The sequence below is a fragment of the Pseudoalteromonas shioyasakiensis genome (genome assembly GCF_024518675.1).
Taxonomy (GTDB): Bacteria; Pseudomonadota; Gammaproteobacteria; order Enterobacterales; family Alteromonadaceae; genus Pseudoalteromonas; species Pseudoalteromonas shioyasakiensis_B.
The window spans coordinates 1,052,444-1,078,575 of sequence record NZ_JANIGL010000001.1; the positions used below are offsets into that span (position 1 = coordinate 1,052,444).

Consider the following 26,132-nt stretch of genomic DNA (forward strand, 5'->3'; position numbering starts at 1 on the left):
TTTGTAACAACATGAAATTATCGAACAAGCAAAAGCAGTTTTTAAAAGGTCAAGCACACTCTCTAAAACCCGTTGTACTTCTTGGTGCAAACGGTTTAACCGAAGGTGTTGTGGTTGAAATTCAAAGTGCACTAGAAATTCACGAACTCATCAAAGTAAAAGTTCCTACCGATGACCGTGAGACTAAAGCGTTGATTTTTGAGGCGATTGTACGTGAAACCGGCGCACAGAAGCTGCAAACAATCGGCCACACTATTGTACTTTACCGCCAAAGCGAAGAGAAAAAGATTCAATTGCCACGCAATTAATTTTTTTCCTCGTTATAAAAAAACCAGCACATGCTGGTTTTTTTTATAATTAAAATTCACTACGAAGAAAAATGTAAAAGAATGTGCAATCAGGCTAAAAATTCATTCGCAGATCACTCAAATGATAACTTTTCCCTGTGCGCTGTAGTAAAAAGTAACGTAAAAATTCTGACTCAGGCATCTTACGAACCGTTCCTTCAGAAATTATTGCTGCTAATTGCACACTCGTATTACTGTGACCAATCACAATCACGGTGCCCTCTTGTTGCAAAACCTGACGTTTGAACGCTACTAAATCTCGCGGATCATAAATATTAATCTCAACAGCAAAATGCTTAGCTAATTCACCTGCGCTTTCAAGAGTTCGATTATAATTAGTGCTGTATAACGTTACTGTTGGAGTATCAGCAATTAGCGTAGGCAGGCGTTTCGCTCTTTGCTCTCCCGCGGTTGTTAAATGTGGGTTCTCACCTTCGCCTTTTTCACTATGGCGAAATAAATAGATATTATCAGGTGTCGCATATACTAGCGTAGAACAAAACACTATCACTAAGCTCAATATGTATTTCATGGCTGCTCCTGGCGTTATTTTTCCTGGCGCTTATAGGTCAGTACTCGGTCAATAAACTCTGTGGTTAGCTCATTTATTAAACCTGTTTCTGCGTTTAAAATTAAGCTGAAGCCTATGTTTAAATGCGGCAGAACAACAATATCGCTTCGGTACCCTTGCACCCAACCGCTATGATAATAAAGTGTTTCATTATCGTAGTTATATACCCGCCAGCCTAAGCCATAATAAGCCTCTTTGAGATGTTTTTTCCAAACCCGTCTACGCAGCTCTTTTTTAGTATGAGTATAAGGGCGAGTTTGATCTGCGAGTACTTCGGGCGACAAAACACTTGGGTAATAACCCAATTGCGCTTTAAGCCATATTGCCATATCACTGGCACTGGCATTAACACCCGCGGCAGGTAGCACCTTATAGTAATTTTGCTTTAATCGCGCAGTATGCCAACGCTTTCGCCCCCTGACATGGGGATGTGCATAATTCTTGTCTATAACCATACCGTGGTAGCCAACACTTGCATCATTCATTTGTAATGGAGCAAATATAAATTCGTTTAACCAACGAGCATAATCCATTTTTGTACTTGTTTTGATCACTTCATCTACTAGACTAAACATCACATTTTGGTAGCCATAACATTGCCCAGGCTTGCAAATAGGTTCAACACTTAATAGCTTTTCAACAATATCAGGGTAACTCATTCTTGATTCGATTAAATTATCATAGGCATTCGGCACTAAGCCCCCTGAATGGCTTAACAAATGATAGACCTTCAAGTTATTCTGATAGCTGGTATTGGCAAATTCGGGGATAAACTTACTAACTGGATCTTCAAGGGAAAAACGCCCTTCACTGGCAAGCTTTGCTGTGAGCGAGCCGGCAAACGTTTTCGACACTGACGCTAAACGAAAACGGGTATGGGCGTCAACAGTTCGCCCTTTTGCAATTTTTGTAACGCCAAACCCTTTAACAAAGCTGTTATTAGGGCCGTTTACGATTGATAACGCTCCTCCAGGGATCCCTTTTGATTTTAATTTTAAAGCTAAATGTTGATTATAATCATTAATGAAAGATTGCCACTGTTTATCAGCTGCATGGCTAATGCAAGGAAAAGCTAACGGAGTAAGTAACACAAAGGCATAAATTAATTGTACAAAGTACTTCATTTTTTATTATTTTTATCTACATTGAGAAGATTCTGAGCGCATAATACCATGAACTTTTATTAAGACTAACGTACAATGCCTCGATTCATGAATTTTTTAAGGGTTTATTGTGATTATTCGTATTCTTATTATCGCTGTTTTTATCGTTTCCACCTCAGCATGTGTTACCGCACCGCCTCCTATCGCAGCACCATTAGAAATGCCTGAAAAGCCGTCTCTAAAAAGCCAAAAACTGCAAGTTCAGTATGAAACAGAGCACGCCTCTCCTAAAGTTAAGTCTGTACAGTTGCCTGCCCATAAAGTGACTAGAAATCAAACCGTAAGAATAGTCGCAGATCAAGCCAGTGTCACTGACACTTTATTTATGCAAATTAGTGATGCACTAAAAGCGATTAATTTACGTGTTGTTGACCAGGGCGTTACTGACTATACCTTGTCAATTCACCATCTAGAGCTTAATTTTATTGACGACACTAAATATCAAATTACCCCCCCTGCTGAAATCACTCCAACGTTTGACAAAGTCGCAAAACTTTATCCAATTCAGCAATGCGCGACTATCAATGCGCAAGTTAGCATGCGTTTAACCCACAGAGCTTCAGGTGATGTAGTATGGTTTGGCAAGTCATCAATTGATAGCGCGAGCTTTCACAGAGAGCCGCTGGTGTATAGCTTTGTACAAGAGCAAGTAATTAGTAACGAATTAGAGGTTACCTCATTTATTCATCAACAAAATACTGAACAGGCTCGCATGGCTCGAGTAAACCAAGACCTTACAATTCCCCCTTATAAAACCATCAGCAAAATGAGTAACCTAAGTAAGCTGCAAGGCCCCTGTAACCGTACTGAAATCAGCGCACTGACACCTATGATGCAGTTCTATTTAACCAGTATTTTGATTGATAAAATTAAGGTGCAATAAAAAATAATACGATTTCATACATTTTTTTACAGATAAAAGGAACTCTTTGACAATATAATACACTTAATTACTCTACTTAAGCTGCTGGGAAACGGATGCTGCATAACCAATTAAAACCATATTTGAAACTTCTATTTATCAGTATGTGTTTGTGGTGCAACACCAGCATAGCAAGTAACCGCTATTATGCAGATAATACACTAGAACCTACCACTGGCTTTGCATGGGATTGGAGCGCAGGTGCGGGATATTATATTGAAGACTCCTTCTTAGTTGGAATGGACTCATACAGCGATGGTTTAGAGCTTGATCTTAACCTAGCTTTATCCTACAACCGCTTTTATTTAGATATAGACCACAGCCAACTCAGTGGTGGCGTCATCATTGGTTATAGTATTATTGAGCAGTTTAATTGGGAGCTTGATATAATTGGCACTAATGTGCAGGCTGGTTTTGATGATACAGGACTAGACTTCTATAACACCGGCACCATTGATGAGTTGGCTGGTATCCATACTCGTAAATATGACTTCAATACAGGTCTTCGTTTAGCCCGTCGCTTTGAAAACTCACAAGTTTCTTTTGAGTACTTACATGACATTTCAAACGCCCATAATGGTTGGATAATCAATTCTTTTTTCAGTCATATATTACCTTGGCGCAATTGGGAGTTTCGTACCGGCGTAGGGATCAGCGCATTTTCAGATGATTTCACCAATTATTATTTCGGCATAACCTCAGACGAAGCAACAGCCAATAGGCCTGTATACAGCACAGGCACAGCTAGCAGCTTAGTTTTTGAGTTTCATGCCGAATATCCACTTAATCAACATTGGGTATTTTTAGGTGGTTGGTTATCAACTTGGTTCTCCGACGAGATAGCTAACAGCCCTATTGTTTCACAAAGCTATCAACACAAAGCCATGGTAGGCGTGCGATATGTATTTTAAAACCCTTCTGCTGCTTTTGTGTGTGCTAAGTATGACACCGCTTTTAGTTTACGGCGAGCCAGATGAAAGAAATAAATTAGTTGCCGTACCAGATACCTGTGTGGCACTGCGTGAAGGACGTAATTGCTACGCCGATGTAATAATAAACTGGCAACAACCTGAGATTGGCAACTATTGCCTACGTGATGCGACATCAAAACACATCATGCAATGTTGGTTAAAGCAGCAAGCGGGTCAATTCAATTACGCATTTGATTCTGTTGAAACAATCGCTTTTGAACTAATCAATAGTGATAACGGTAAAATCATCGCAACGACCCAAGTTCAATTACAATGGGTTTATCAAAATCGACAAAAAAAACGTCGCTGGCGACTATTTTAAAGAGAGTTTTATGGACAATTACGGCACTATTTTATTAGTAGAAGACGATAGCTCACTTGCGCAATGGGTGGCAGAGTATTTAACTGAACAAGGCTACACCACACAAATTTGTAGTCGTGGCGATCAAGTTGTTACCGATGTAAAAAAACTCAACCCCGATCTCATTTTATTGGATGTGATGCTACCGGGGCAAGACGGAATTAGCGTATGCCGAGAGCTTCGCCAGTTTTATATGCGCCCTATCATTATGCTTACCGCTCGAGATGATGAGATGGATGAAGTCATTGGCTTAGAAGTCGGGGCCAGTGATTACATCATGAAACCGGTTAGACCGCGGGCATTATTAGCACGAATTAAAGCAGCGCTGCGATTGAACAACGACAGTGTCGAACATAAAGATAAGGATAAAATAATCGAAGTTGGCGCTTTGAAGATTGATACCCAAGCCCGTAATGTATTTATAAATAACGTGGAACAACCTATATCCAGTGCTGAATATTTGCTGCTCCAGTATTTAGCCGCTAACGCCGGGCAAGTTGTCTCACGCGATGCGGTATTTAAAGCAACAAAAGGGCGAGAATACGATGGTTTAGATCGTAGTGTAGATGTACTTATTTCTGCACTGCGCAAAAAATTCAACGACGACCCACAACACCCAGAAAAAATAAAAACTATTTGGGGCCGAGGTTACCTACTTGTTGCTAGTGCGTGGTAGTTATCATGGCAAGATCTGGTTGTAACAACAAATGAAAAAGTTCTATATTTCATTATTAGGCAGCGCGCTGCTGTCTATTGTTGTGCTTGGCTGGCTGATTGATGCATTTAGCCAGCAAACCTCCGCGACTAACGATGAGTTTGAACTGCAAAGTAAATTACTTATGGGTTTAAGTCAGCAAATAAGTGCTGTGCCTCAACAGCAGCGCGTCACTGTTACCCAACAACTCGCTTCTCAGTTTTCTTTACCTCTAACGTACCGCGCAACTCAAGCACTTGCTTTACCTGCATCTTTAGTTAATGAAATGAATAAAAAAGGAGGGCTAATACTGGAAGACCAACAAGGATTTTACCTACTTTATAGTAACGCTCAGCTTGCACCTTTTCATTTGAAGCTACGTTTAGAAAAGCGCCAAGAGCTTACACAGCAAAATGACATGTTGCTCACTTTACTCTTTTATGCGGGTTTATGTGTCTTTATGGGCTTTATTATTGCCCCACTAGCTAAACGCTTGAGTGTCGTTAATGAGGCTGCAAAACAGTTTGCCAGTGGTAATTTACAAGCGCGAATTACGGTCTCTCACTTTACCTATATAAAAGACGTGGAGATGACATTTAATCGCATGGCCAGTCAAATTGAAAAGTTACTCGATGAAAATAAATTGATGGCCTCTAGTTTGTCTCATGATATTCGTACTCCAATTGCATGTTTACGTTTTGGCTTAGATGCAGCGCTTGATTGCACCGATGAGCAAAAGCGACAAAGTTACCTAGCACGGATGGAATCTGATTTAGATCAGATGGAATCTATGCTCAAAAGCTACCTCGCGTTTGCCACCTTGGAGCAAAAAGCGACTCAACTAACCTATGCCAACGCACAACTCAATGAATACTTAACAACTTTAATCCATCAATTAGAGCCAAAAGTGCAGCAGCAGCAACTTGATTTAGAACTAAACTGTAGCGATATCAACATTTATGCAGACTTACACTGGCTAGCTCGAGCAATCACGAATTTGCTCAGCAATGCATGTGATTTTGCGCATAAAAAAATTATTTTATCAGCCTATAAGCAAGAACAAACCATTGTTTTCACAGTTGAAGATGATGGCCCAGGGATTAATGAAAAAAACTGGCATAAGGTGTTTAGCCCGTTTTTTCAAGAACAAAGCCATCGTAACCGTGGTGATCAAAGTTATGGTTTAGGTTTGGCCATTGTTGCCAAAGTCGCGGATTGGCATCATGGTTCAGTTTCAGTTGACCGTAGTAAGCGACTTTGCGGTGCCTGCTTTACCTTAAAAATACATAACACAAAAAACATGTAACTATTATGTTACGGTTTACATCTACTGCTTAACTAGGATAATCTTGTTATACAATAACTTAGTGACTATATTGGCGACATCTATAGCCATCAACGATGTAAAATTAAACAAACACAATTATAAGAAAAAATAAGTGCTTTTTATTTTTTTGCATTTACAGTAGATTGTCACCGCCGTCACACAATTGAGAAGTAATAATAATGAGCGCAATGAGAGGGGAGTTTAGCTCCCGATTTGGATTCATCATGGCCGCCGCCGGCTCAGCGGTGGGCTTAGGTAATATTTGGGGCTTTCCCACACAAACAGCCAGCAATGGCGGTGCAGCATTCTTAGTTGCCTATCTTATCTTGGCGTTTTGTTTAGCCTACCCTGCGCTCATGGCTGAACTGACCATTGGCCGTCATGGCCAAGCAAATGCGGTTTCATCTTTACGTAAAATATCGAACTGTGAGGCACAAAAGCGCTTTGCTTTTGCTGTTGGCTTTGGTGGGATTATTTGTGCAGGACTCATATTAAGCTTTTATGCCATCGTGGCAGGCTGGATGATCAGTGCAACCTTAGAGCCCATTGCAACATTGAGCGGTAGCGACACTGTGGCAAACTGGCTAAGTGAACAATCACTATCACGAAACCTGATATTCACCGCTGGCTTTATAATCTTAACCGTGGCAATAATTAGTCGCGGTGTTGAAAACGGCATCGAAAAGTGGTCAAAACGCTTAATGCCCGCGTTGTTGTCGATTTTATTCGCGCTTATAATTTATGTAATGATGCAAGACGGTGCAATGACAGGCCTCAAAGCTTATCTGGTGCCTGATTTCAGTTCGATTCTCAACCCTGAGTTACTAGTCAACGCCCTAGGGCAAGCATTCTTTTCATTGTCCCTCGGTACTAGTGTGATGATTATTTATGGCTCTTATATCAGCAAAAAAGAAAACCTAGTTTCACTTGGCGCCTACGTTACATTAATAGATGTATTTATCGCATTTATAGCGGGTTTATTGATCATCCCTGCAATGTATGTAGCTCAAGCACAAGGCGTTGAAATTTTCAGTGACACTGGAAAGCTACTCTCGGAAGATACTTTAGTTTTTCAAGTATTACCGGCACTATTTGATGGTATGGGTACAATAGGTTTATTTGTCGGCTTTGCTTTTTTTGCACTAATGAGCATTGCCGCACTTACCTCATCTATTTCAATGCTAGAAGCCCCTGTCTCCTACGCCGTGGAGCGCTTTAATCTTGATCGTGTAAAAGCAACATGGCTTATTGGCGCCATCATTGCGTTGGTCAGTTCAACCATAGTGATCAATTTTGGCGCACTATTCGGTTTAGTGATCACTATCACAACGAAATTCGGTCAACCATTACTAGGATTAATGTGCTGTATATTTGTCGGCTGGATTTGGTATAGAAACTCATTACTTAATGAGATTAAGCAAGGCTGTCCCGATGTAGAGGATAGCCTGTTTTGGAAAATTTGGCCTTGGTATATCAAGTTTATTTGTCCAATTGCAATTGCGCTGGTATTTATAAACTCTATATTTGGTTAATCGAACAATTAAATCCATCAGCTAAGCTGATGGATTTTTTAAAATCATATCTTGGTGCTCAATACCGTCTTCTAAATAAGGTGTTGCAATAGCGCTAAAGCCAAAGCTGCGATAGAAATCCAATAAATACGTTTGCGCACCAATATACACATCCTTACTAGGCCATTGCTCAACACATACAGCGATTGCCTGCTCCACTAGTTTTTGCGCAAATCCATTACCACGCTGTGTTTTACTAATGAGTACGCGACCAATAGCACTGTACTGCTCATTCTTAATATAACACCGTGCATAAGCACCCAGCTGCTCTTCAGTAAACCAATACAGGTGCTGTGTCGCACTATTGCAGTCAACATCATCTAGCTCCGGGTATGGGCACGCTTGCTCCACTACAAACACATCAATACGGCCTTTAACAATTGTATAAAACTCTGACGTGGTTAATGCAGAAAATGGTTTGACTAGTAAATCCATAAAAAATCCTGATAAAAAAGCCCAGACAATGCTGGGCTGTAATTAATGTGTTCATTTTAACGTTAAGCAAATAAGCGCTCAAGTTGATCACACAGTTGTGACAGGTTGACATGGTCATGTTCAATAGTGAGATCGACATAACCATCGCCACGAAACGCCCTATCCAACTCAATTAAGACATGAGTTTTATGAGCTTCAGGAACAAAAGATAATTCAACTTCTTGTAAACCGAACATACTACGGCTATTGGGCTTATATTCTAATTCTTGATAACAACCTGATACAGAACTAAATGTGGAAGCGCGTAAAAACCCTTTTTCCACATCTGCTTTCACTAAACTAAAACCCAGTTTATCCATTGCTTGCATAAATGTATTAACCGCATCGTTAGGGTAAATATGCAGATGATCTTTATCGCTAGGATCCAGTGCTAAGTCAATATCAAGGCCAGTTTCAAGCCAAACATGTGATTGGTTATAGCCGGCATTTATTTCAGTAATCGGTGTTTCCGAGTGAAGCCGCGCTTCAAATGGTATCTGTTTTTCTTGTCCTGGTTCGATAGTGCCTATATCTGTTATACGCCATTTATCAATCACATGATTTGTAAAATAGCTGCCATCCTCACCTTCAACTTTAACACGTGTCATAAGCGCAAGGTCGAGGCCCGAAATTTCTTGGCTAACATCCCCAGCGGTTATGACGATTTGAGCATTAAATTTCTGCCCTGGCTGTAAGTGTTCAGTTTCTAAAATGGTATCAACTTTTGCTGCACCAATACCGACTGATGCAAGAATCTTTTTAAACATCTATTTCTCCTTAAGTGCCGCTTACTCGCTACTAAAGTTGCACTTAAAATCCTTTGTTACTGCATCTTAACCACATTTAAAAGCCGATGTCAGCGAAAAAATAGTGATTTATTGCGTTTTCCCACTAAAAAATGTGCAAGCGCGCATTTTTCATACAGTTAAAACCCTATTTATGCTGATTTCATATTCACATCATAGACTATTTAATTTCAAAAGTGCTGAGATTTCGCTACACTGATAGACCAAATGAAGTCATATTAAGTATTATGGAACTATTATATTTTGCAGCCGCTTTTGTTTGTGGTTTTGTTATCTATCAACTTAAGCTTCCGCCATTAATTGGCTTTTTGATTGCCGGTTTTGGGTTAAACTTAGCTGGGTATAAAACTACTGACTTATTAAATTCGATTGCTGATCTTGGTGTAACCTTATTACTATTTAGTATTGGCTTAAAGCTACGTGTCGCAAACTTAGTGAAGCCACAAGTATGGGCTCCCGCGTCATTACACATCATTTTAAGCAGTGTATTGTTTTGTGGCTTCATGCTGTTACTTGGCTCCCTTGCGCTGCCTTTATTTAAAGAACTAAGCTGGCAAAGTGCGCTACTCGTAGGGTTTGCATTTAGTTTCTCGAGTACCGTATTTGCCGTAAAAGTACTAGAAGAACGCGGTGAAATGGCAAGCTTGCATGGTAAAATTGCTATTGGTATTTTAGTTATGCAAGATATCTTCGCGGTTATCTTTTTAGCCATTAGTACAGGCAAAGTGCCTAATGGTTGGGCATTAGCACTGTTTGCATTATTGCCTTTGTTACGCCCTGTCATGTTTTGGATCTTAAATCGCTCAAAGCATGGCGAGCTACTCCCCTTGTTTGGTTTCTTTTTTGCCTTAGTGATCGGCTACCATGCTTTCGAATTTGCAGGTCTTAAAGGCGATTTAGGTGCACTTATAATTGGCATGATTTTCGCCCCACATAAAAAAGCTGGTGAACTTGCAAAGTCGCTACTAAATGTAAAAGAGATCTTACTCGTTGGCTTTTTCTTAACCATAGGTCTTGGCGCTGAGCTCACTATCTACTCGTTATTTATCGCTTTAGTGATGGTGCTTGTATTACCAATAAAAGTGGCGCTTTATTACATGTTTACTAACGCATTCAAATTACGTGCTCGTACATCTTTATTAAGTGCATTTACTCTAACCAATTACAGCGAGTTTGGCCTTATCGTCTGCATGGTAGCTGCAACCAGTAATATGATCACTGCGGAGTGGTTAGCAGTGATGGCTATAGCAGTATCACTTACATTTGTTATTGCATCACCACTGAACAAACGCTCTAATGAAATCTACGTCAGCATTGAAAAATGGTTACTTAGATTTGAAAGTAAAACCCGCTTAGCCGAAGAGCTGCCGGTTAATCTCAATGATACCAAAATCGTTATTTTTGGTATGGGCCGTATCGGCACCGGTGCCTATGAGACAATCAATATAACCCACCCAGGCGTTGTTGCTGGTGTTGATATTAAACCTGAGGTGGTTGATAAGCATATTCGCCGTGGCCGCAAAGCGCTGCTTGCAGATGCGACGGATCCTGACTTTTGGCAACGGGTTAACCACTCGCATGTAGAGATGATCATGTTAGCAATGCCTAAACATATGCAAAATATTTTTGCCCTTGAACAATTAAAAGCATCTGGCTATCAAGGCCAAGTAACCGCGATTGCAAATTACCCCGATCAGCAAAAAGAACTTGAAGAAATGGGGGTTGACTCTACCTATAACTTTTACTTAGAAGCCGGTAGTGGTTTTGCTGAACATGTAAAACAGAAATTATTTTCTTAATGTAATTCCACCAGCTAAAAATAGTTATCAGCCCGATTAAAGGAACTGATAACTATTTTTATCTAAGATTCAGAAACTTACATCTAGACGTCTAAAAGACTGTTCTTTCCAGTCCCCATTTCAACGTCAAATACATTTACAAAGCTTTACATCCAGGTTGGCATTCGCCCCCTAAAACAGAGTAAACTGCTTTCACTGATTAATACGTAAGTCTCTATTTTTAACACAGAAATTAAGTTTCTGCTGTCTATGCATACGTATTCATTTGTTTTTATTTTTTGCAATTTTAAAGGTTTTAGATGAAAGATAAGTTTGCTACACAGTTTCAAGCAGTCGCTGATGATACCAATAGCCCTAAACTGGTTGAGCTACAAAATCACCTAGACGAAATGCAAAGTAACGGAATGACAGCGATGACAATGCGCTCAGTGTTGTTTCAAAAAATGCTTGATGTTTATCAAGTGCCTAGCAATCACTTTTTACGCGAAAGTGAAACGCCTCAGCGTATTGATGATCCTTCGATTATCCTTCGCCTAAAGCAGCTAGGTTTTGCTAAAAAGCCCAGCTATCAAATCCATTAAGTAAACAGCGAGGCCTACTCCCTCGCTTTAAATAGGCTGTTTCTTGCCCGTCACAGCCTATTTTCTTTCCTCTTAATATTATATGCTTGCCATTAAATTCCTGATTTAAGATAAAAATGGATACTGAGCTACTCAAAAGCGCAATCAATACAAAAATGCCATTTGGTAAATACGCTGGCCGTCCTTTGTTGTTATTACCTGAACCTTATCTAGTTTGGTTTAAACAAAAAGGCTTTCCTTCAGGGCAGCTTGGTGCTCAATTAGCCATGATGTACGAAGTAAAACTAAATGGGCTAGAAGAGATGTTGATGCCACTTTTAGAAAATAAAAAGTCTTAACTTTTTTGTGAACTTTATCAAAGCGGGTGAGTCTATTACTGCGCTACTTGTTGATTTTGGTTTAATCCATAGAAAAGCGCCGTTATGGCGCTTTTTTTTCGCCTTTTTGCGGTTGCTTGTCTAAGAAAATAGTTAATTTAGCCCCTCCCAGCGACGAGCTCCCTACTGCACAGCGCCCCTGGTGCCATGACACGATTTTGGCGACTATCGCAAGGCCTAAGCCAAAACCACCGGTTTTTTTATCTCGGCTTTTATCTAACCTTGCGAAGGGCTTAAACACGGTTTCCCACTGTGACTCATCAATACCAGGGCCATCATCTTCCACAATAATCAAAATATGATTTTCTTGCTCTACTAAACTAACTCGTATCTGTTGCTGTGCGTACTTCAAGGCATTTCCGATCAGGTTCTGAATACTTCGAGCAATAAAGTGGCTATCACACCGATAAAGATAGCTTGAAGGTAATTGGGTAATTAAATTTACTTCAGTAGCAAAATCAAGCTTGTTGATCACGCTTTGCACTAACTGTACAAGATCACATTGTTGCATCGTTATGTTAGGTTGCTGGCTATCCAGGCGGGCATAATCCAGCATCTCTTTGACTAAAGACTCCAATTCGATAATGTCTAACTGCATGGTATCAATGTAATCGAAAGCTTTTTCATCAGTTACCCGCTCTTCTAACATAGCCAGTGCAAACTTTAGCCTTGCTAACGGCGTTCTAAACTCATGAGAAACAGAAGACGTTAATTCTTGTTGGGCAGTTAATAAGTGCTGAATGCGTAATTGCATTGCTGTTAAGGTATCGGTTATTGGTAAAAAAAATGATTTAGATGATTCACTTAACTCAAAATCTTGCGAGCCATCAACCGCTTCGCAGGCTAATCGCAATTTAGAAAAATCACGCCACAGTAAAAAGCTCCACAGGCCAACGGGGATGCCAACAACACACAATAATAATAAATAGGGCCAAACAGAAGAAAAAGCAGGGGCTGCGACCTCAATAGGGCCAATTTGTAATAATCGCTCAGCATCTAAAGTTACATACCAAATAGCTCGTTGCTGTTGATCAAACAGGTAGATATACTGCTTTTGTTGTAATGCCTGTTGCTGCATGGTAGGAAGAACAAGATCTTGTTTTTGAACAATATTACTACCGAAGTTGGCTGTGATATGTGCAATACCTTGCTCTGTCTGGGTCAATAACCAAAGAGATTGGCCAAACTCATCGTCAAGAGAGAATTGTTGCTGGGAATCTTCATAGGGCCATAGCTGTTCAATGACCCCACTCACTAAGAACAGGGAAACTATAATGTACAAATATAAACTTGCAAATAGCTTCCCCATTAACGCTTACATTCCCCACGCATCTGAGACAAATAAATAACCCTGTCCCCACACCGTTTTAATACGATACGGTTTATCACTATTATCACCGAGTTTTTTGCGAATACGCGATACACGTACATCTACAGTACGGTCTAAGCCATCGTATTGACGCCCAATCATATGCTGGTGTACATGTTCGCGACTCAGTACTTCACCAGCATTAGAGGCTAACAACCAGAGTAACTCAAACTCATGAGAAGTAAGTGTAATTTCATTGTTTTTCAAACGCACAATTCGGCTTGTTTTGTCTATATTCAAATCACCAAATTGTAACTCTTCTGGCACTTTTATTGTTGCCTGACCGCGTCTTAATAATGCGCTAATACGCGCCAACAAAACACGTGGTTCAGCTGGCTTTATCACATAGTCATCAGCACCTAACTCTAGCCCTATGACTTGATCAAAATCTTCACCCTTAGCGGTTAGCATTAAAATAGGCAGGCTAAATTTATCTCGTACTTGACGGCAAACGCTAAACCCATCTTTACCCGGCAACATAACATCTAGAATCATTAAATCAACGTGGTTGTTTTCCAAGTAATCAAATACTTCATCACCTCGGTCAAGAACAGCCACTTCTAGGCCATTACTTTCTAGGTAATCTCGTGTTAATTGCTGTAACCCTAAATCATCTTCAACGAGTAAAATCTTTGCCATTTTCATGCAGCTCCAGAATTAAAAAAAGCTCCACGGAGAACGTAAGCGACGCCGAGTCGTTTTCGCTTGAGTACTTTGTACGGCAACACTTGCGGTTGCTATTTGTTCTTCCGTGTGAGGATTGATCAAGGAGTATATGGTCTCAACCTGAACATGCGCTTTATATTCAAAGTGTGCAGACCTCATTTGTTGCCAGCACTTTAATTGCTGTGCCTGCTGGTATAAGCATACATCCATTGCTTGTGGTAATGAAATAGTAAACTTTAAATCAAGATCACAAAACTCTTGTTGTTCTGAAACCACACAGACTTTAGGTGATACGCTAAGCTTATCTATTTTTGCAACTGCTGGAATTGGCGGTAAAGCTAAAACAACAGTACATACAGCACAATGTAGATACTTCATATTAAAAAATATGATCAAATCCTATAAAAGCAGTCATTGAATACGTTTGTTCGAACAGCGGACTGTCATCCAAGGCTGAGTAATCATAATAAGCCAAATGAAAACGCACTGAATTGGCCTCATTTAAAGGCCAGCGGGCATCTATTTTAGCATAAGGCTGCCAACTACTACCAACGGCAATTGCACCATTTGGGTTTTCTTTTTCTGTTACACCATAAAAGTAGTTATTGAGATCGGTTGATTTATACCAAATACCTAAGCTGGGCTTCACTCGCAGCTCACCAATATTGTGATGCATTTGCCATTGCAGTGCTGCACGCCAACCTTTATACACACCAGATACATCAGCCAGCGCTTGTGCTGAAAACACATGGCGTTGATGAATATAATGGTAGCTAAGCCCAGAATCTAATGCCCACTTTCGCTTATCAAGCTCAGTGATTGCTATTTTTGGTTGCTGTTCAAATTGCTCGTTTTGAGTAAAATTCAACGAGCTGGCCGAAGATAAAGCAAATACATTACTAGGGTGCCAATCAACAAAAAAGCGCGTTTCTGGGTTAAACTCCGCAACAAGATTAAACACATGGGGGGAGTCTGGTTTTAAACTGTAACCGATACGGCCATTGTCAAAAAAGAATTGTTCGCCGTAATACGCCACTTCGGGTATTAACACTAAAGGTAAGTTATCGCCACCTTGCAAGGGGTTTGTCATCACACCTAACCCAGTGTTTACACTGAGGTGCCACTGCCCTGTGATAATATTCTGACCGGGATCAACTTCGGACTGTTGCGCATGGCAGGCAGCAACTAAGCCAAAAATAAGTGTACTCATCCCCAGAATATACGTTATCAACTTCATTGTTATTTCTTATAAATACTCGAACTTCTGATAACGCCATAATAGCAAGGTATTAATCAATTATCCCTAGCCGATTACAATCATTCACACTTTTGATACATCTACACTTACAATTAGTTTACAGCAATACTGTTTACTTCTTTTAACCCTTGCGCAATGTCCCATAATGCGGTTAATGCAGGATCAGCGAGTTCTTTTCTCAACACGGCCAGTCCAATCTCAAAACCTGCTGGCGCTTCTCGTTTATCATTAATTATCTGCACGCGGTCTTTCAGTGGACTATTGTCCAGAACAATTTTTGGCACCATCGCAATACCTAAGCCAAGGCTGACCATAGAAACCATGGCTTCATGACCTGCTACCTGAGCATAAATTTTTGCATTTATGTTATTTTTACGCCACCAATGCTCTAGTCGCTGACGAGTAAAACCTTGCTCAGGCACAATAAATTCCAGCTCAGACCAATTAACTGCACCATTATAGCTTGCTAACTTTTCTGTAATCGCTGAAGGGTTTCGGGGCGCGATGAATACCAACGAAGAGTAACCAATACTTGCAAAAGCAATTTGCGCTGGCAGCTTATCCGGCTTGGCCGCGATAGCCATCGCTTCATGTGAATCAAGTACACGGTTAATTGCTAGCGCGGGATCCCCTGTGTTGAGTTTTATTTCAATATGCTGATGCTGTAACCGTAATTGTTCTAATATTTGATGAAGAAAACTATAAGAGGCAGTGACAGAGCAATATATGCTGACTTTACCGTAAATGGTTTGCTCAGGGTCTTGTACATTTGCACGAAAACGATGCCAGTTAGCAAGTGTTGCATTTGCATAATCAATAAACGACTCCCCCTCTCGTGTTAACTTCACACTGCGATTATCTCGGCTAAACAAGGCAACACCAACTTCTTCTTCAAGCTGCTTAATATTACGACTCAAAGTAGGGGCACTAATATGGCAAAGCTCACTAGCACGGGAAAAATGTAGCGTTTTAGCCAGCACCAAAAAATAATCTAAACGTTTATGATCCATTTTATTAAAGCTCTGCATGAGTATTTCATATTATGAAACACTTTAATGCAAATATATCATTTTACGCAAGGCTAAACTTTATTTATGGTAGTTCCAAGCAAGACAAAGTGACCTTGCATCTAACAAATATGAATAAATAGGATACTAACAATGGCGAATTATTTTAATACTCTACCTTTACGCGAGCAGTTAGCTCAATTAGCGCAGTGTGAATTTATGGATCCGGCTGAATTTGCCGATGGTGTACAAGCGCTAAAAGGTAAAAAGCTGGTAATTGTTGGTTGTGGTGCCCAAGGTTTAAACCAAGGTCTAAACTTACGAGATTCAGGCTTAGATGTTGCGTATACATTACGTGAATCAGCAATCAGTGAACGTCGTCAATCATTTTTAAATGCAACAGAAAATGGTTTTACTGTTGGCACTTACGAAGAACTTATCCCGACTGCTGATGTTGTACTTAACTTGACACCTGATAAACAACATACAGCTGTAGTAAGCGCCATTATGCCAATGATGAAACAAGGCTCTACGCTTGCATATTCACATGGCTTCAACATTGTTGAAGAAGGTATGCAAGTACGTGAAGACATCACCGTTATCATGGTTGCACCTAAGTGTCCGGGTTCTGAAGTACGTGAAGAATATAAGCGTGGGTTTGGGGTACCAACACTTATCGCTGTCCACCCAGAAAACGACCCTCAAGGTCATGGTTTAGCACAAGCTAAAGCCTATGCGGCAGGTACTGGTGGCCACAGAGCGGGTGTACTTAAATCTTCTTTCATCGCTGAGGTGAAGTCTGATCTAATGGGCGAACAAACCATTTTATGTGGCATGTTGCAAACAGGTTCAATCTTGTGTTTTGACAAAATGATCGAAAACGATATCGAGCCAGGCTACGCCTCTAAACTTATTCAATATGGTTGGGAAGTGATCACCGAAGCGCTTAAGTACGGTGGTGTAACAAATATGCTTGATCGCCTATCAAACCCAGCAAAAGTAAAAGCGTTTGAGCTAAGCGAGCAACTTAAAGAGATTATGCGCCCACTGTATAACAAGCATCAAGATGACATTATTGATGGCACATTCTCTCGTGTGATGATGGAAGATTGGGCAAATGATGATGCGAACCTATTAAAATGGCGTGGGGAAACAGCAGAAACGAACTTTGAAAAAACCCCTGCAGCTGACGTTGAAATCACAGAGCAAGAGTTTTTTGATAACGGTATTTTGATGGTTGCTATGGTTAAAGCCGGTGTTGAACTTGCTTTTGAAACTATGACAGCTGCAGGTATTGTTGAAGAGTCTGCGTATTATGAATCGCTACATGAAACGCCATTAATTGCTAATACAATCGCTCGCAAAAAGTTATTTGAAATGAACCGGACTATTTCAGATACAGCAGAATACGGTTGTTACTTGTATAACCATGCTTGCTTGCCACTATTAGCTGACTTCATGCAAGGCATTTCAACAGATGTCATTGGTAAAGGCCTTGGTGAACAAAGTAACCATGTTGATAACCAAACACTTATTGAAATCAATAAAACACTACGTGAGCACCCGGTTGAAATCATTGGTGCAAAACTACGCGGCTACATGTCTGCAATGAAAAAAATTGTTTAACCCTGGACAATAAAAAAGTTTCGCTTGTTAGAAACCAAGCCCACATGCTTATGCTGTGGGCTTTTTCAGTTCCATTTACATTTATTTAAACTTTTCATCAGTGAAAACTATCATTTTACCCATAACGAGAACATTCAACATTCTGCTGTCATAATAGTGTGCTAAACTCAGGTTCCAGAGTAGTAAATTAACACAAAATTATGTTCTTACAACGTGCCCCTATTACGCAAAAAATCACACTATTAGGTATTTGCATAGCCTTATTAGTGGCGGCCTTAATTGGTATTACTGCAATTTTTAGTGCTAAAAAGATCATTGAGCAACGCATGATTAACTCTGAGTTGCCCAGTAAAGTACATGCCATCAATAATTATATCAGCATAGAAATCAACCAGTTGAAAAATGCAGCTCAGCAGCTTTCAAGTAACCGTTTTATTCTCGATTGGGCGGCGAGCAACAACCCAAATGATGAGATTTTAATTGCAGAACTGACGCGATTAAAACGCCAATATAATTTAGCTACCGCGTCATGGGCAAATCGTGAAAGTGCCCAGTATTGGAATCAAGATGGCTTCTTAAGAGTACTCAACCACCAACAAGACGCATGGTTTTATGGTTTTAAACAAAGCAAACAAGCGTTTTCTATCAGTATTTTTCAAGAAAGCGAAAATGACGTAAAAATGTTTGTTAACCATCAGCAGCCAAATGGTATCGGCCTTGCTGGACTTGCAAAGAGTATTTCAGCCATGCAAGCCCTACTTAATCAGTTTAAAATAGAGCAAACAGGGTTCGTTTTTATTGCTGATAGTGAAGGCTTAATACAGCTTCACGCCGATGCCAGTAAAGTTGCTAAAGCACGCCTAGATGAACTATATGGTCAAGGGGTATCTAATAAGTTATTACAAAACACGGAGTTTAACTTGTTAGAAGTGAGCATAAACAGCGATGCTTATTTTCTTGCCGCTAGCCCAATTAAAGGCACAAACCTTTATGTGATTGCCCAAGTTGCTAAAGATGAGGTCTTTGCTGGGATTGCTGATTTACAATGGCAAATCATCAGTTTTGCAGTCTTAATTGCTTTAATTGCTTCAGTTGTCAGCTTTTTGCTAGCCCGCTCTTTGTCTTCACCGTTATCAGATATGGCAGAGCTATTTACTCGCTTAGGCTCAGGTGATGCTAACCTCGCTTATCGTCTGCCAGAATCTAACCAGCCAGAGCTGGCAAAACTCAGTGATGGCTTTAATCTATTTATTACTAAAATCGAAACCGCCATCGCAAAAGTGGCCAGTGAAAGCCATGAAATACGCCAAAGTTCACAACATGTATTTGATCAAGCCCAACGCAATTCTCAAGCCATGGATGAACAGAAGGACCAAACTATTTCAGTTGCTGCTGCAATTAATGAAATGGGGGCAACGGTACAAGAAATTGCCGCCAGTGCAGCCACAGCAGCTAAATTAACCGAAGACAGTAAAGCCAATACTGAACAAAGTCATCAACAAGTAGCTCAAAGTCAGCTAACAATCTCTGCGTTAGCTGATGACATTGACACTATCACTCATCAAGTAGAACAACTGTCACAAAAAACCCTAGCTATTGCGACTATTGTTGATTCAATACGAGGAATTTCAGAGCAAACGAACCTGCTGGCTTTAAATGCAGCTATTGAGTCTGCTCGTGCAGGTGAGCATGGCCGAGGCTTTGCTGTCGTCGCAGACGAAGTTCGTGCGCTTGCGAGCCGAACGTCACAATCAACCACCGAAATTCAAGCTATGATTGAAGAGCTAACATCGACTTCAACACTTGTTGTGAATAATATAACTGATTCTAAAAACAAAGCTCAAGATAGCGTATCAGCCATGCAAAGCTCGGTACAATTACTCACTGCAATCACCAACACAGCAAATGAAATTAACGACATGGCGACGTTAATTGCAACCGCAACTGAAGAACAAAGTAATGTTGTTGCAGATGTTGGGCGTAGTATTGAACAAATCAGTGAAATCAGTGATAAAGCCATGCAAGAGCAAATAACTACAGAGCAAGCAATTAGTGACTTAGCTAACAGTGCGCAAGCACTTGATAAACTTGTTGCCACATTTGAAAAACACTGAGTAAACACGTTTTGTAACAATTGAACTCTGCCCCAAGCCAATTATTGACTATACTTTATTCTGTGTGAAAGTGGTTGGGGCAGAATTATGACAACATCAAACAAGTTTACATACACAATACTATTTCTACTCACTGGCTTTTTAACAGCTTGCCAAAGCACAACTATACAACACGTGCCTGCCCCACCAGAAATTACTAAAAATCAACCCTTTGTTGTTTTACCAGTAGAAGCTGAAACTGAAATTTTTGCCCTCGATGATGAAATCAAACAGCAATTAATAACGGCTTTCCCAAGCAATAAACGCAACCTGCAATCCGCCCGCACATTATTGCAATTTTTATTAAATAATGGTGATGCATCACTTTCTTATCAGGCCGGTGCGACCCTCGTTGCCAGTCAAGCTTATCGTGATTTAAACGCCAATTGCTTATCTTTGTCTATTTTGGCCTATAGCATGGCTGAGTTTTTAGGTATGGATAGTCAATTTCAACAAGTACACATTCCAGAATATTGGGCATCAAACCGAGGCTATAATTTACTGACTGGGCATATTAACTTACGCGTTTCCTCCCCACGTAAAAATGCCAACAATATTCACTACGTTTACACGACTGATAATTCACTGGTGGTTGATTTTGATCCTAATTCGCGGGGAGAGCATTTTAAAACCAGCCCGATTTCTAAAGCACGTATTACGGCTATGTTTTATAACAACAAAGGGGTAACAGCCATGTTGAGAAACCAGAAAAATAGTGCTTATAGCTACTTTTTAGCCGCCACTGACGCAGATCCATTGTATTCTGGCGCATGGGGTAACTTAGCCGTTTTTTTAAGATTAAATAAGCAATATAGAAATGCCGAACTTGCTTATAACCATGCCTTAGCGATAGATAAAGACAACAATACAGCCTTAGGTAATTTAGCACTGCTATATCAGCTCACAGGCCGAGATGCACGAGCCAATGAAATTTTGACCCAATTACACAACAAAAGACAAAGTAACCCTTACTATCATATCTCACTGGGTAATACCGCATACCAGACTAACGCTTATCAAGATGCAATCAAGCACTTCAACAAAGCAAAGCGACTCGACAGTTCGCTTCACAATAGTTATTTTGGTTTAGCGCGGACCTATTATCAGCTAGGTGACCTTAAACAAGCTAATAAACACCTGCGATTAGCAAATAAATATGCGTATTTTATACACGATAAAAAACGCTACAAATCCAAGCTAACCGCTTTGAGTACAATGACAGCAAAAGCTGATAGATAAAAAAGGCATAACCTTCTATTTTGCAGTGGGTGAAGATAAGCATAGTAACAAGGTGACTGATACCTATGAAAATCTCGATAAGCTCATTATTTCACAACCGTCAGCTGCATAGCACAGCTTATTCGCCAGGTAGATCGCTTTGCATTTTAAGCGGATGGTGCTCAGTTGCGACAAATTCGCGCTTTTGCACTTTAGAAAGACGCTTAACTTTAATTTCTAACTTAGTTGCATCGCTGCGACTGCCAACTTGCTGCTGATAAACTAATTTAAGTGGCCCTTTACCACGTAAATTTTTTGCACCTTTACCCGATTGATGTGCAGCCAAACGGCGGGCAACATCAGTGGAAATTCCTGTATACCAGTGCCCTAGCCGAGTTTGTACTATATAAAGTGACCAAGTACTTGCCATCGATTTCTTCGACTTGTTTTTTTTCAGCACAGTTAAACTTTCAGCTGTCTCTGTGGTCAAATTATTACTCCAAGCATCTAATAGGAAAATTAACTCGCAAACAATTGTGCAAAAAGGTTTTACCTTAGGTGACTAATCGGTATTATGCAGTTTATAAAAAATAAGGATCCAAACAAACAATGCAGTCGTTAAAAACTTTTTCTCTTTGGTTTATTGTCGCACTTACTTTAAGCGCAACCGCTGGTTGCTCAAGCTGGGTTTATCGCATCAACATTCCCCAAGGTAACTTTTTAGAACAAAACGATGTTGATAAGCTTCGTGTAAATATGACTCGAGAACAAGTTGTTTATGTATTAGGCAAGCCTGTGGCTGAAGACGCTTTCGATAAAAATACATGGCACTATTTATATTCTTTTAACTTAGGCCGTGACAATGAACAACGTAAATCACTGACTATTAACTTTGAGAATGAAAAGCTGGTTTCATTAAGCGGTGACTACGAGCAACCCGCAGAATTTAACACACCACTAGAGCAATAATCAGCTCATTGAACGACAAAAGGTTAGCAACGCTAACCTTTTTTGTTTAAGTTATTTTGCTTTATCCAGCGCTCGTCCACCGGTTATTTTGTTAGCACGGCCTTCATCTTTAGCTTTTTCCGCACGTTTACGTCTTGCATCTTTTGGATCTGCTATTAAAGGACGGTAAATTTCGACTCTATCGCCCTGCTCTAACACTTGAGTTAATTTGCACGTTCGATTCCAAACACCAAGGGTTAATTTTGATGCATCGATTTGTGGGCACTTCTCTAGTATACCTGACTTGATAACGGCTTCTTCTGCGGTACTGCCAACAGGTACTGTGACCTGTAAACTCGTCGCAGAGGTTGGTAGTGCAAAAACGACTTCTACATTAATCATACTCTTGGCCCATAAACATCTTTTGCTCTTTGCGTAAACGCATTAACCATGTTTTTAGCAACATCATTAAAAATCTTACCAAATGCTAGCTCAATTAGCTTACTCGAAAACTCAAACTCTAAGCGCAATTCAACCTTGCAAGCTTGTTCATCCAAAGCTCGGAAATGCCACTGCCCTTGTAAAGCTTTAAAGGGGCCATCTACCAGGCGCAGCGTGACGGTTTGTTCATCAACAAAGGTGTTTTCTGTAGTAAACCATTTTTTTATACCCGCTTTTGAAATTTCTAAGCTGGCAGTCATACTGTTCGCTTGCTGGGTAATTATTTTTGCGTCAGAACAATGTGGTAAAAATTCAGGATAAGCATCCACATCATTTACTAAATTAAACATTTCATTGCTGCTATACATTACTAGCGCACTTTTTTCTATTTGTGGCATACTCACTCCCAACTGTGTGGGCGAATTTTAGCAAGCTTTGCGTTTTTCCCCAAACTTTCCTGGCGCTTTATTTACATCAACTTTTAGCTGTAAATTTAAAAAATCGATGTAAAAAGCAGAGCATTACGTATAATATGGGCCACTATGGCTAAGAAAAAATCATCTAAATCGACAAGTAATACTATCGCGCTAAATAAAAAAGCGCGTCATGAGTATTTTTTACACGACAAGTTTGAGGCTGGTGTTGAACTGCAAGGCTGGGAAGTAAAAAGTATCCGAGCTGGTAAAGTAAACATCTCTGAAACGTACATTCACCTTAAAAATGGCGAAGCGTTTTTGCTTGGCAGTCAAATACAGCCTCTCAATAGCGCTTCCACCCATGTTATTTGCGATCCACTACGTTATCGTAAACTATTATTAAGTAGGCGCGAGTTAGACCGTTTAGTTGGTGCAACTGAGCGCGATGGCTATTCATTGATTGCTACAGCCATGTATTGGAAAAAATGCTGGGTGAAACTAGAGTTCCACTTAGGTAAAGGTAAGAAAATGCATGACAAACGTGAAGACGGCAAAAACAAAGACTGGTCTCGCGAAAAAGAACGATTAATGAAGCACAAAGTTTAATGCAAACATCCTCATAACCTCGATATGCTACTCTTGGTTTGAAATAAAAGCGATTTAGGCTAGGTTTTAGTTATCTGCCATAATATAAATCGCTTTAAACCAAGCTCATAGACATTTTCTCTCATTTGATCTTCAACGATTCTCAAAAGAAGTAACTTTTATGCCTTAACGTAAAGCCATTGCTCAATGCAGCCTATTGTATAACTCAACCTGAAAGTAACTCACTGTAGAAAATCAATAAATGGTTCATCGTAGTTTTTTTATAAATGACTCAGGTAAGGTCTTATACAGGCTATTAGAATAGTGGCTATTTATACCAACTATCGCAAGCACTTCCCCTGTGGTGTTGGTATATGTATACTTAGCGCCAATTGTAGCTAGGATAAGGGTGTGACTCTTACCTCTTAATAAGCAAACCATTACCTTAGCTACATTAAAAACATTCATGGCCGCCCGTTCAGTTAGTGTATTAATTACACGAGCGATAAAAGCAAAAATATAAGGCCGCAATAACAATATAAGTTAGGAAGTAAATATGAGTTCATCTTCAACTGGGGGGTTTTTCGGCCACCCAAAAGGACTTTCAACACTGTTCTTCACTGAAATGTGGGAACGAATGAGCTATTACGGCATGCGTGCCTTATTAGTACTTTTCATGACCGCTAGCTTGCAAGAAGAAGGCCTTGGTTTCACTGTCGCTTCAGCTGCTGCAATCTATGGTTTATATACAGGCGCGGTGTACTTTTTAGGTTTGCCAGGTGGTTGGCTTGCTGACCGTTTATTTGGTGGCCAAAAAGCAGTTTGGTATGGTGGTATTATAATCATGATCGGCCATATTATTTTGGCTGTCCCTCATGAGTATTCATTTTTTATCGGCTTAGTGTTTGTCGCCTCAGGTACTGGTTTATTAAAGCCAAATATCAGTGCTATGGTTGGTCAGCTTTATTCAAGCGAAGATGAGCGCCGTGATAGTGGTTATGCAATTTACTACATGGGTATCAACTTAGGTTCAATTATTGGTTACTACGTTTGTGGTTACTTTATGGAAAATGTAGGTTGGCACTGGGCATTTGGTGCAGCAGCCGTAGGTATGGGTATTGGTCTAATTCAATATCATTTAACGACTAAGCATTTACCTAGTCATAGTTCAACACCTGCTAATCCATTAAGCCCACGAGGTATCACCCGTACTTGGTTTGCTATTGCGGCATTTGTTATTATTGTTGCGTCTGTGGTTCTAGCTGCTATGACAGGTAATTTAGTTATTGATCCTGTGGTTATTGCCGGCTACGTTGCGATTGTATTTTCACTCATTTTCTTTGCTTATTTTGGCATTATCTATTTTAAAGGTAAGTTAACCGAAGCAGAAAAGCGTCGCATGTGGGCATTGTTTTTAGTCTGTGTTGCTTCTGCTTGTTTCTGGTCTGGTTTTGAGCAAGCAGGCTCTTCATTGAATTTATTTGCACGTGACTACACAGATCGCCTTGTCGGTAGCTTTGAAATACCAACTGCATGGTTCCAATCATTAAATGCCATCTTTATCATTGTATTATCGCCATTTTTTGCAGCCCTTTGGATTAACTTATCTAAAAAAATGATTTCACCGTCATATAGCGTCAAATGTGCGTTTGGTCTTATAATTATGGCAAGTGGATTTTTAGTTATGTTTATGGCTGCTCATTACGCAGCTGAAGGCTTAAAGGTTGCACCTTACTGGTTAGTTACTACCTACTTTTTACATACTGTAGGTGAGCTTTGTTTAAGCCCTGTCGCATTAAGTGCTGTAAGCCGTTTATCTCCAAAACGTTTTTCTGGTCAAATGATGGGGATATTCGTACTCACTTACTCAATTGGTAACATTATTGCGGGCATACTTGCTGGCGGCTTTGATCCAAATAATATGGAAGAAATCCCTTACCTTTATCTACAAATAGCGCTATTTAGCATTGGTGTAGGTATTATACTTGTATTAATGAGCTTTAAAGCCAAAATATGGGAAAAACAAGGTTTAGCTGAGACAAGTGCTCAATAAATTTTAAACTTGATGGATTAACATCAATATAGTTTTAGCAAAAGGCAAGATAGTAATATCTTGCCTTTTTAGTAAATGGCAATGATTACGAAACAAAGGCGGGCTATTTAAACGCTATGTTATTCGCTGGTAGAGCACTCACAGATACTGAAATTGCGTCTATGGGTACTGCTCAACAAACTTTGTCATTTACAAAAACCACAAGGGAGCTTAATCAGTCCGTTAAACGCCATTACGACAGTGCCCCTATGGTCACACCTAACCTATGGTTACAACAACGAAGTAAGTTTTTTAACAACTCCACATCAAGTGTAAAGAATTAATTACAAAGTAAAAAGGGGTTAAAAAATATGACCCACTTTATGAAAACCAAAAAAGTACAATAAATAACAGAAGCTTATATTTAAAATACATACTGAGTTAGTTGC

General features: G+C 39.9%; 28 protein-coding genes. 16 read left to right on the plus strand and 12 right to left on the minus strand.

All coding sequences use genetic code 11. The features are described from left to right. The first annotated feature begins 11 nt into the window (after positions 1–11). A complete protein-coding gene (yhbY, locus tag NQT69_RS04580; protein WP_256826500.1) occupies positions 12–308 on the plus strand; it encodes a ribosome assembly RNA-binding protein YhbY in 297 nt (98 codons plus the stop codon). A gap of 94 nt (positions 309–402) precedes the next feature. On the opposite strand, the gene NQT69_RS04585 is transcribed toward yhbY, so the two are convergent. Beyond that, on the minus strand, positions 403–879 hold the full coding sequence (locus NQT69_RS04585; protein ID WP_256826501.1) for a histidine phosphatase family protein: 477 nt from the start codon (positions 877–879) through the stop codon (positions 403–405). A 14-nt stretch (positions 880–893) separates the two neighbouring features. Continuing rightward, entirely contained in the window at positions 894–2,042 is a 1,149-nt protein-coding gene (locus NQT69_RS04590) for a serine hydrolase domain-containing protein (protein WP_256826502.1), read from the minus strand. A 115-nt stretch (positions 2,043–2,157) separates the two neighbouring features. On the opposite strand from NQT69_RS04590, the gene NQT69_RS04595 reads away from it, so the two are divergent. The 6 genes from NQT69_RS04595 to NQT69_RS04620 all read left to right on the plus strand — a co-directional run bounded on the left by NQT69_RS04595 (position 2,158) and on the right by NQT69_RS04620 (position 7,888). Next, positions 2,158–2,964 (plus strand): hypothetical protein, encoded by an 807-nt coding sequence (locus tag NQT69_RS04595; protein WP_256826738.1) that lies wholly within the window; start codon positions 2,158–2,160, stop codon positions 2,962–2,964. A 143-nt stretch (positions 2,965–3,107) separates the two neighbouring features. Then, a complete protein-coding gene (locus tag NQT69_RS04600; protein WP_256826739.1) occupies positions 3,108–3,914 on the plus strand; it encodes a MipA/OmpV family protein in 807 nt (268 codons plus the stop codon). 31 nt (positions 3,915–3,945) lie between these two features. After that, the gene (locus NQT69_RS04605) at positions 3,946–4,296 is read left to right on the plus strand and encodes a DUF3019 domain-containing protein (RefSeq protein ID WP_256826503.1); all 351 of its coding nucleotides are present in this window, start codon (positions 3,946–3,948) and stop codon (positions 4,294–4,296) included. A gap of 10 nt (positions 4,297–4,306) precedes the next feature. Next, entirely contained in the window at positions 4,307–5,011 is a 705-nt protein-coding gene (locus NQT69_RS04610; RefSeq protein ID WP_256826504.1) for a response regulator transcription factor, read from the plus strand. A gap of 31 nt (positions 5,012–5,042) precedes the next feature. Then, positions 5,043–6,335, plus strand: a complete 1,293-nt coding sequence (locus NQT69_RS04615) for a sensor histidine kinase (RefSeq protein ID WP_256826505.1) — start codon at positions 5,043–5,045, stop codon at positions 6,333–6,335. A gap of 200 nt (positions 6,336–6,535) precedes the next feature. After that, positions 6,536–7,888: a sodium-dependent transporter gene (locus NQT69_RS04620; RefSeq protein WP_256826506.1), complete on the plus strand. Its 1,353-nt coding sequence runs from the start codon at positions 6,536–6,538 to the stop codon at positions 7,886–7,888. A 21-nt stretch (positions 7,889–7,909) separates the two neighbouring features. On the opposite strand, the gene NQT69_RS04625 is transcribed toward NQT69_RS04620, so the two are convergent. Further along, a complete protein-coding gene (locus tag NQT69_RS04625; RefSeq protein WP_256826507.1) occupies positions 7,910–8,362 on the minus strand; it encodes a GNAT family N-acetyltransferase in 453 nt (150 codons plus the stop codon). Between the two features lie 62 nt (positions 8,363–8,424). Beyond that, positions 8,425–9,168 carry a sporulation protein gene (locus NQT69_RS04630; protein WP_256826508.1) on the minus strand — a complete coding sequence of 248 codons (744 nt, stop codon included), beginning with the start codon at positions 9,166–9,168 and terminating at the stop codon, positions 8,425–8,427. A 266-nt stretch (positions 9,169–9,434) separates the two neighbouring features. Here NQT69_RS04630 and NQT69_RS04635 point away from each other — a divergent pair, with 266 nt between their 5' ends. From NQT69_RS04635 to NQT69_RS04645, 3 genes are all read left to right on the plus strand, one after another. After that, complete coding sequence (locus NQT69_RS04635) at positions 9,435–11,006, plus strand: cation:proton antiporter family protein (protein WP_256826509.1); 1,572 nt, start codon at positions 9,435–9,437, stop codon at positions 11,004–11,006. Between the two features lie 299 nt (positions 11,007–11,305). Beyond that, positions 11,306–11,587, plus strand: a complete 282-nt coding sequence (locus tag NQT69_RS04640; protein ID WP_256826510.1) for a hypothetical protein — start codon at positions 11,306–11,308, stop codon at positions 11,585–11,587. A gap of 116 nt (positions 11,588–11,703) precedes the next feature. Continuing rightward, positions 11,704–11,925, plus strand: a complete 222-nt coding sequence (locus NQT69_RS04645; RefSeq protein ID WP_256826511.1) for a DUF3820 family protein — start codon at positions 11,704–11,706, stop codon at positions 11,923–11,925. 82 nt (positions 11,926–12,007) lie between these two features. On the opposite strand, the gene NQT69_RS04650 is transcribed toward NQT69_RS04645, so the two are convergent. From NQT69_RS04650 to ilvY, 5 genes are all read right to left on the minus strand, one after another. Then, positions 12,008–13,273, minus strand: coding sequence for an ATP-binding protein (locus tag NQT69_RS04650; RefSeq protein ID WP_256826512.1), 1,266 nt, complete (start codon positions 13,271–13,273; stop codon positions 12,008–12,010). 6 nt (positions 13,274–13,279) lie between these two features. After that, on the minus strand, positions 13,280–13,972 hold the full coding sequence (locus tag NQT69_RS04655) for a response regulator (protein ID WP_256826513.1): 693 nt from the start codon (positions 13,970–13,972) through the stop codon (positions 13,280–13,282). Positions 13,973–13,990: 18 nt separating this feature from the next. Further along, positions 13,991–14,377: a DUF3019 domain-containing protein gene (locus NQT69_RS04660; RefSeq protein ID WP_256826514.1), complete on the minus strand. Its 387-nt coding sequence runs from the start codon at positions 14,375–14,377 to the stop codon at positions 13,991–13,993. Position 14,378: 1 nt separating this feature from the next. Further along, positions 14,379–15,236, minus strand: coding sequence for a MipA/OmpV family protein (locus NQT69_RS04665; RefSeq protein ID WP_256826515.1), 858 nt, complete (start codon positions 15,234–15,236; stop codon positions 14,379–14,381). A gap of 113 nt (positions 15,237–15,349) precedes the next feature. Further along, a complete protein-coding gene (gene ilvY / locus NQT69_RS04670) occupies positions 15,350–16,267 on the minus strand; it encodes an HTH-type transcriptional activator IlvY (RefSeq protein WP_256826740.1) in 918 nt (305 codons plus the stop codon). A 150-nt stretch (positions 16,268–16,417) separates the two neighbouring features. Here ilvY and ilvC point away from each other — a divergent pair, with 150 nt between their 5' ends. The 3 genes from ilvC (at position 16,418) to NQT69_RS04685 (ending at position 21,282) form a co-directional block, all read left to right on the plus strand. Further along, positions 16,418–17,890: a ketol-acid reductoisomerase gene (ilvC, locus tag NQT69_RS04675; RefSeq protein WP_256826516.1), complete on the plus strand. Its 1,473-nt coding sequence runs from the start codon at positions 16,418–16,420 to the stop codon at positions 17,888–17,890. A 200-nt stretch (positions 17,891–18,090) separates the two neighbouring features. Next, on the plus strand, positions 18,091–20,004 hold the full coding sequence (locus tag NQT69_RS04680) for a methyl-accepting chemotaxis protein (RefSeq protein ID WP_256826517.1): 1,914 nt from the start codon (positions 18,091–18,093) through the stop codon (positions 20,002–20,004). Between the two features lie 87 nt (positions 20,005–20,091). Further along, complete coding sequence (locus NQT69_RS04685) at positions 20,092–21,282, plus strand: tetratricopeptide repeat protein (protein ID WP_256826518.1); 1,191 nt, start codon at positions 20,092–20,094, stop codon at positions 21,280–21,282. A 118-nt stretch (positions 21,283–21,400) separates the two neighbouring features. On the opposite strand, the gene NQT69_RS04690 is transcribed toward NQT69_RS04685, so the two are convergent. After that, a complete protein-coding gene (locus NQT69_RS04690; protein WP_256826519.1) occupies positions 21,401–21,751 on the minus strand; it encodes a GIY-YIG nuclease family protein in 351 nt (116 codons plus the stop codon). A 119-nt stretch (positions 21,752–21,870) separates the two neighbouring features. On the opposite strand from NQT69_RS04690, the gene NQT69_RS04695 reads away from it, so the two are divergent. Then, the gene (locus NQT69_RS04695; protein WP_256826520.1) at positions 21,871–22,230 is read left to right on the plus strand and encodes an outer membrane protein assembly factor BamE; all 360 of its coding nucleotides are present in this window, start codon (positions 21,871–21,873) and stop codon (positions 22,228–22,230) included. 51 nt (positions 22,231–22,281) lie between these two features. Here NQT69_RS04695 and NQT69_RS04700 read toward each other — a convergent pair whose 3' ends face one another. Together NQT69_RS04700 and NQT69_RS04705 are read right to left on the minus strand one after the other, a co-directional pair. After that, positions 22,282–22,611, minus strand: coding sequence for an RnfH family protein (locus tag NQT69_RS04700; RefSeq protein WP_256826521.1), 330 nt, complete (start codon positions 22,609–22,611; stop codon positions 22,282–22,284). Further along, positions 22,608–23,048 carry a type II toxin-antitoxin system RatA family toxin gene (locus NQT69_RS04705; protein ID WP_256826522.1) on the minus strand — a complete coding sequence of 147 codons (441 nt, stop codon included), beginning with the start codon at positions 23,046–23,048 and terminating at the stop codon, positions 22,608–22,610. Before NQT69_RS04705 ends, NQT69_RS04700 begins: the two co-directional genes overlap by 4 nt. A 144-nt stretch (positions 23,049–23,192) precedes the next feature. Here NQT69_RS04705 and smpB point away from each other — a divergent pair, with 144 nt between their 5' ends. Further along, positions 23,193–23,672, plus strand: a complete 480-nt coding sequence (smpB, locus tag NQT69_RS04710; protein WP_058559811.1) for an SsrA-binding protein SmpB — start codon at positions 23,193–23,195, stop codon at positions 23,670–23,672. A 535-nt stretch (positions 23,673–24,207) separates the two neighbouring features. Further along, complete coding sequence (locus NQT69_RS04715) at positions 24,208–25,704, plus strand: peptide MFS transporter (protein ID WP_256826523.1); 1,497 nt, start codon at positions 24,208–24,210, stop codon at positions 25,702–25,704. Positions 25,705–26,132 lie beyond the last annotated feature (428 nt).

What these genes read in the sequence shown, in the direction of transcription:
- yhbY (WP_256826500.1), top strand. Translation starts at nt 12, where the DNA reads ATGAAATTATCGAACAAGCAAAAGCAGTTTTTAAAAGGTCAAGCACAC.
- NQT69_RS04585 (WP_256826501.1), bottom strand. Translation starts at nt 879, where the DNA reads ATGAAATACATATTGAGCTTAGTGATAGTGTTTTGTTCTACGCTAGTA.
- NQT69_RS04590 (WP_256826502.1), bottom strand. Translation starts at nt 2,042, where the DNA reads ATGAAGTACTTTGTACAATTAATTTATGCCTTTGTGTTACTTACTCCG.
- NQT69_RS04600 (WP_256826739.1), top strand. Translation starts at nt 3,108, where the DNA reads ATGTGTTTGTGGTGCAACACCAGCATAGCAAGTAACCGCTATTATGCA.
- NQT69_RS04605 (WP_256826503.1), top strand. Translation starts at nt 3,946, where the DNA reads ATGACACCGCTTTTAGTTTACGGCGAGCCAGATGAAAGAAATAAATTA.
- NQT69_RS04610 (WP_256826504.1), top strand. Translation starts at nt 4,307, where the DNA reads ATGGACAATTACGGCACTATTTTATTAGTAGAAGACGATAGCTCACTT.
- NQT69_RS04615 (WP_256826505.1), top strand. Translation starts at nt 5,043, where the DNA reads ATGAAAAAGTTCTATATTTCATTATTAGGCAGCGCGCTGCTGTCTATT.
- NQT69_RS04620 (WP_256826506.1), top strand. Translation starts at nt 6,536, where the DNA reads ATGAGCGCAATGAGAGGGGAGTTTAGCTCCCGATTTGGATTCATCATG.
- NQT69_RS04625 (WP_256826507.1), bottom strand. Translation starts at nt 8,362, where the DNA reads ATGGATTTACTAGTCAAACCATTTTCTGCATTAACCACGTCAGAGTTT.
- NQT69_RS04630 (WP_256826508.1), bottom strand. Translation starts at nt 9,168, where the DNA reads ATGTTTAAAAAGATTCTTGCATCAGTCGGTATTGGTGCAGCAAAAGTT.
- NQT69_RS04635 (WP_256826509.1), top strand. Translation starts at nt 9,435, where the DNA reads ATGGAACTATTATATTTTGCAGCCGCTTTTGTTTGTGGTTTTGTTATC.
- NQT69_RS04640 (WP_256826510.1), top strand. Translation starts at nt 11,306, where the DNA reads ATGAAAGATAAGTTTGCTACACAGTTTCAAGCAGTCGCTGATGATACC.
- NQT69_RS04645 (WP_256826511.1), top strand. Translation starts at nt 11,704, where the DNA reads ATGGATACTGAGCTACTCAAAAGCGCAATCAATACAAAAATGCCATTT.
- NQT69_RS04650 (WP_256826512.1), bottom strand. Translation starts at nt 13,273, where the DNA reads ATGGGGAAGCTATTTGCAAGTTTATATTTGTACATTATAGTTTCCCTG.
- NQT69_RS04655 (WP_256826513.1), bottom strand. Translation starts at nt 13,972, where the DNA reads ATGGCAAAGATTTTACTCGTTGAAGATGATTTAGGGTTACAGCAATTA.
- NQT69_RS04660 (WP_256826514.1), bottom strand. Translation starts at nt 14,377, where the DNA reads ATGAAGTATCTACATTGTGCTGTATGTACTGTTGTTTTAGCTTTACCG.
- NQT69_RS04665 (WP_256826515.1), bottom strand. Translation starts at nt 15,236, where the DNA reads ATGAAGTTGATAACGTATATTCTGGGGATGAGTACACTTATTTTTGGC.
- ilvY (WP_256826740.1), bottom strand. Translation starts at nt 16,267, where the DNA reads ATGGATCATAAACGTTTAGATTATTTTTTGGTGCTGGCTAAAACGCTA.
- ilvC (WP_256826516.1), top strand. Translation starts at nt 16,418, where the DNA reads ATGGCGAATTATTTTAATACTCTACCTTTACGCGAGCAGTTAGCTCAA.
- NQT69_RS04680 (WP_256826517.1), top strand. Translation starts at nt 18,091, where the DNA reads ATGTTCTTACAACGTGCCCCTATTACGCAAAAAATCACACTATTAGGT.
- NQT69_RS04685 (WP_256826518.1), top strand. Translation starts at nt 20,092, where the DNA reads ATGACAACATCAAACAAGTTTACATACACAATACTATTTCTACTCACT.
- NQT69_RS04695 (WP_256826520.1), top strand. Translation starts at nt 21,871, where the DNA reads ATGCAGTCGTTAAAAACTTTTTCTCTTTGGTTTATTGTCGCACTTACT.
- NQT69_RS04700 (WP_256826521.1), bottom strand. Translation starts at nt 22,611, where the DNA reads ATGATTAATGTAGAAGTCGTTTTTGCACTACCAACCTCTGCGACGAGT.
- NQT69_RS04705 (WP_256826522.1), bottom strand. Translation starts at nt 23,048, where the DNA reads ATGCCACAAATAGAAAAAAGTGCGCTAGTAATGTATAGCAGCAATGAA.
- smpB (WP_058559811.1), top strand. Translation starts at nt 23,193, where the DNA reads ATGGCTAAGAAAAAATCATCTAAATCGACAAGTAATACTATCGCGCTA.
- NQT69_RS04715 (WP_256826523.1), top strand. Translation starts at nt 24,208, where the DNA reads ATGAGTTCATCTTCAACTGGGGGGTTTTTCGGCCACCCAAAAGGACTT.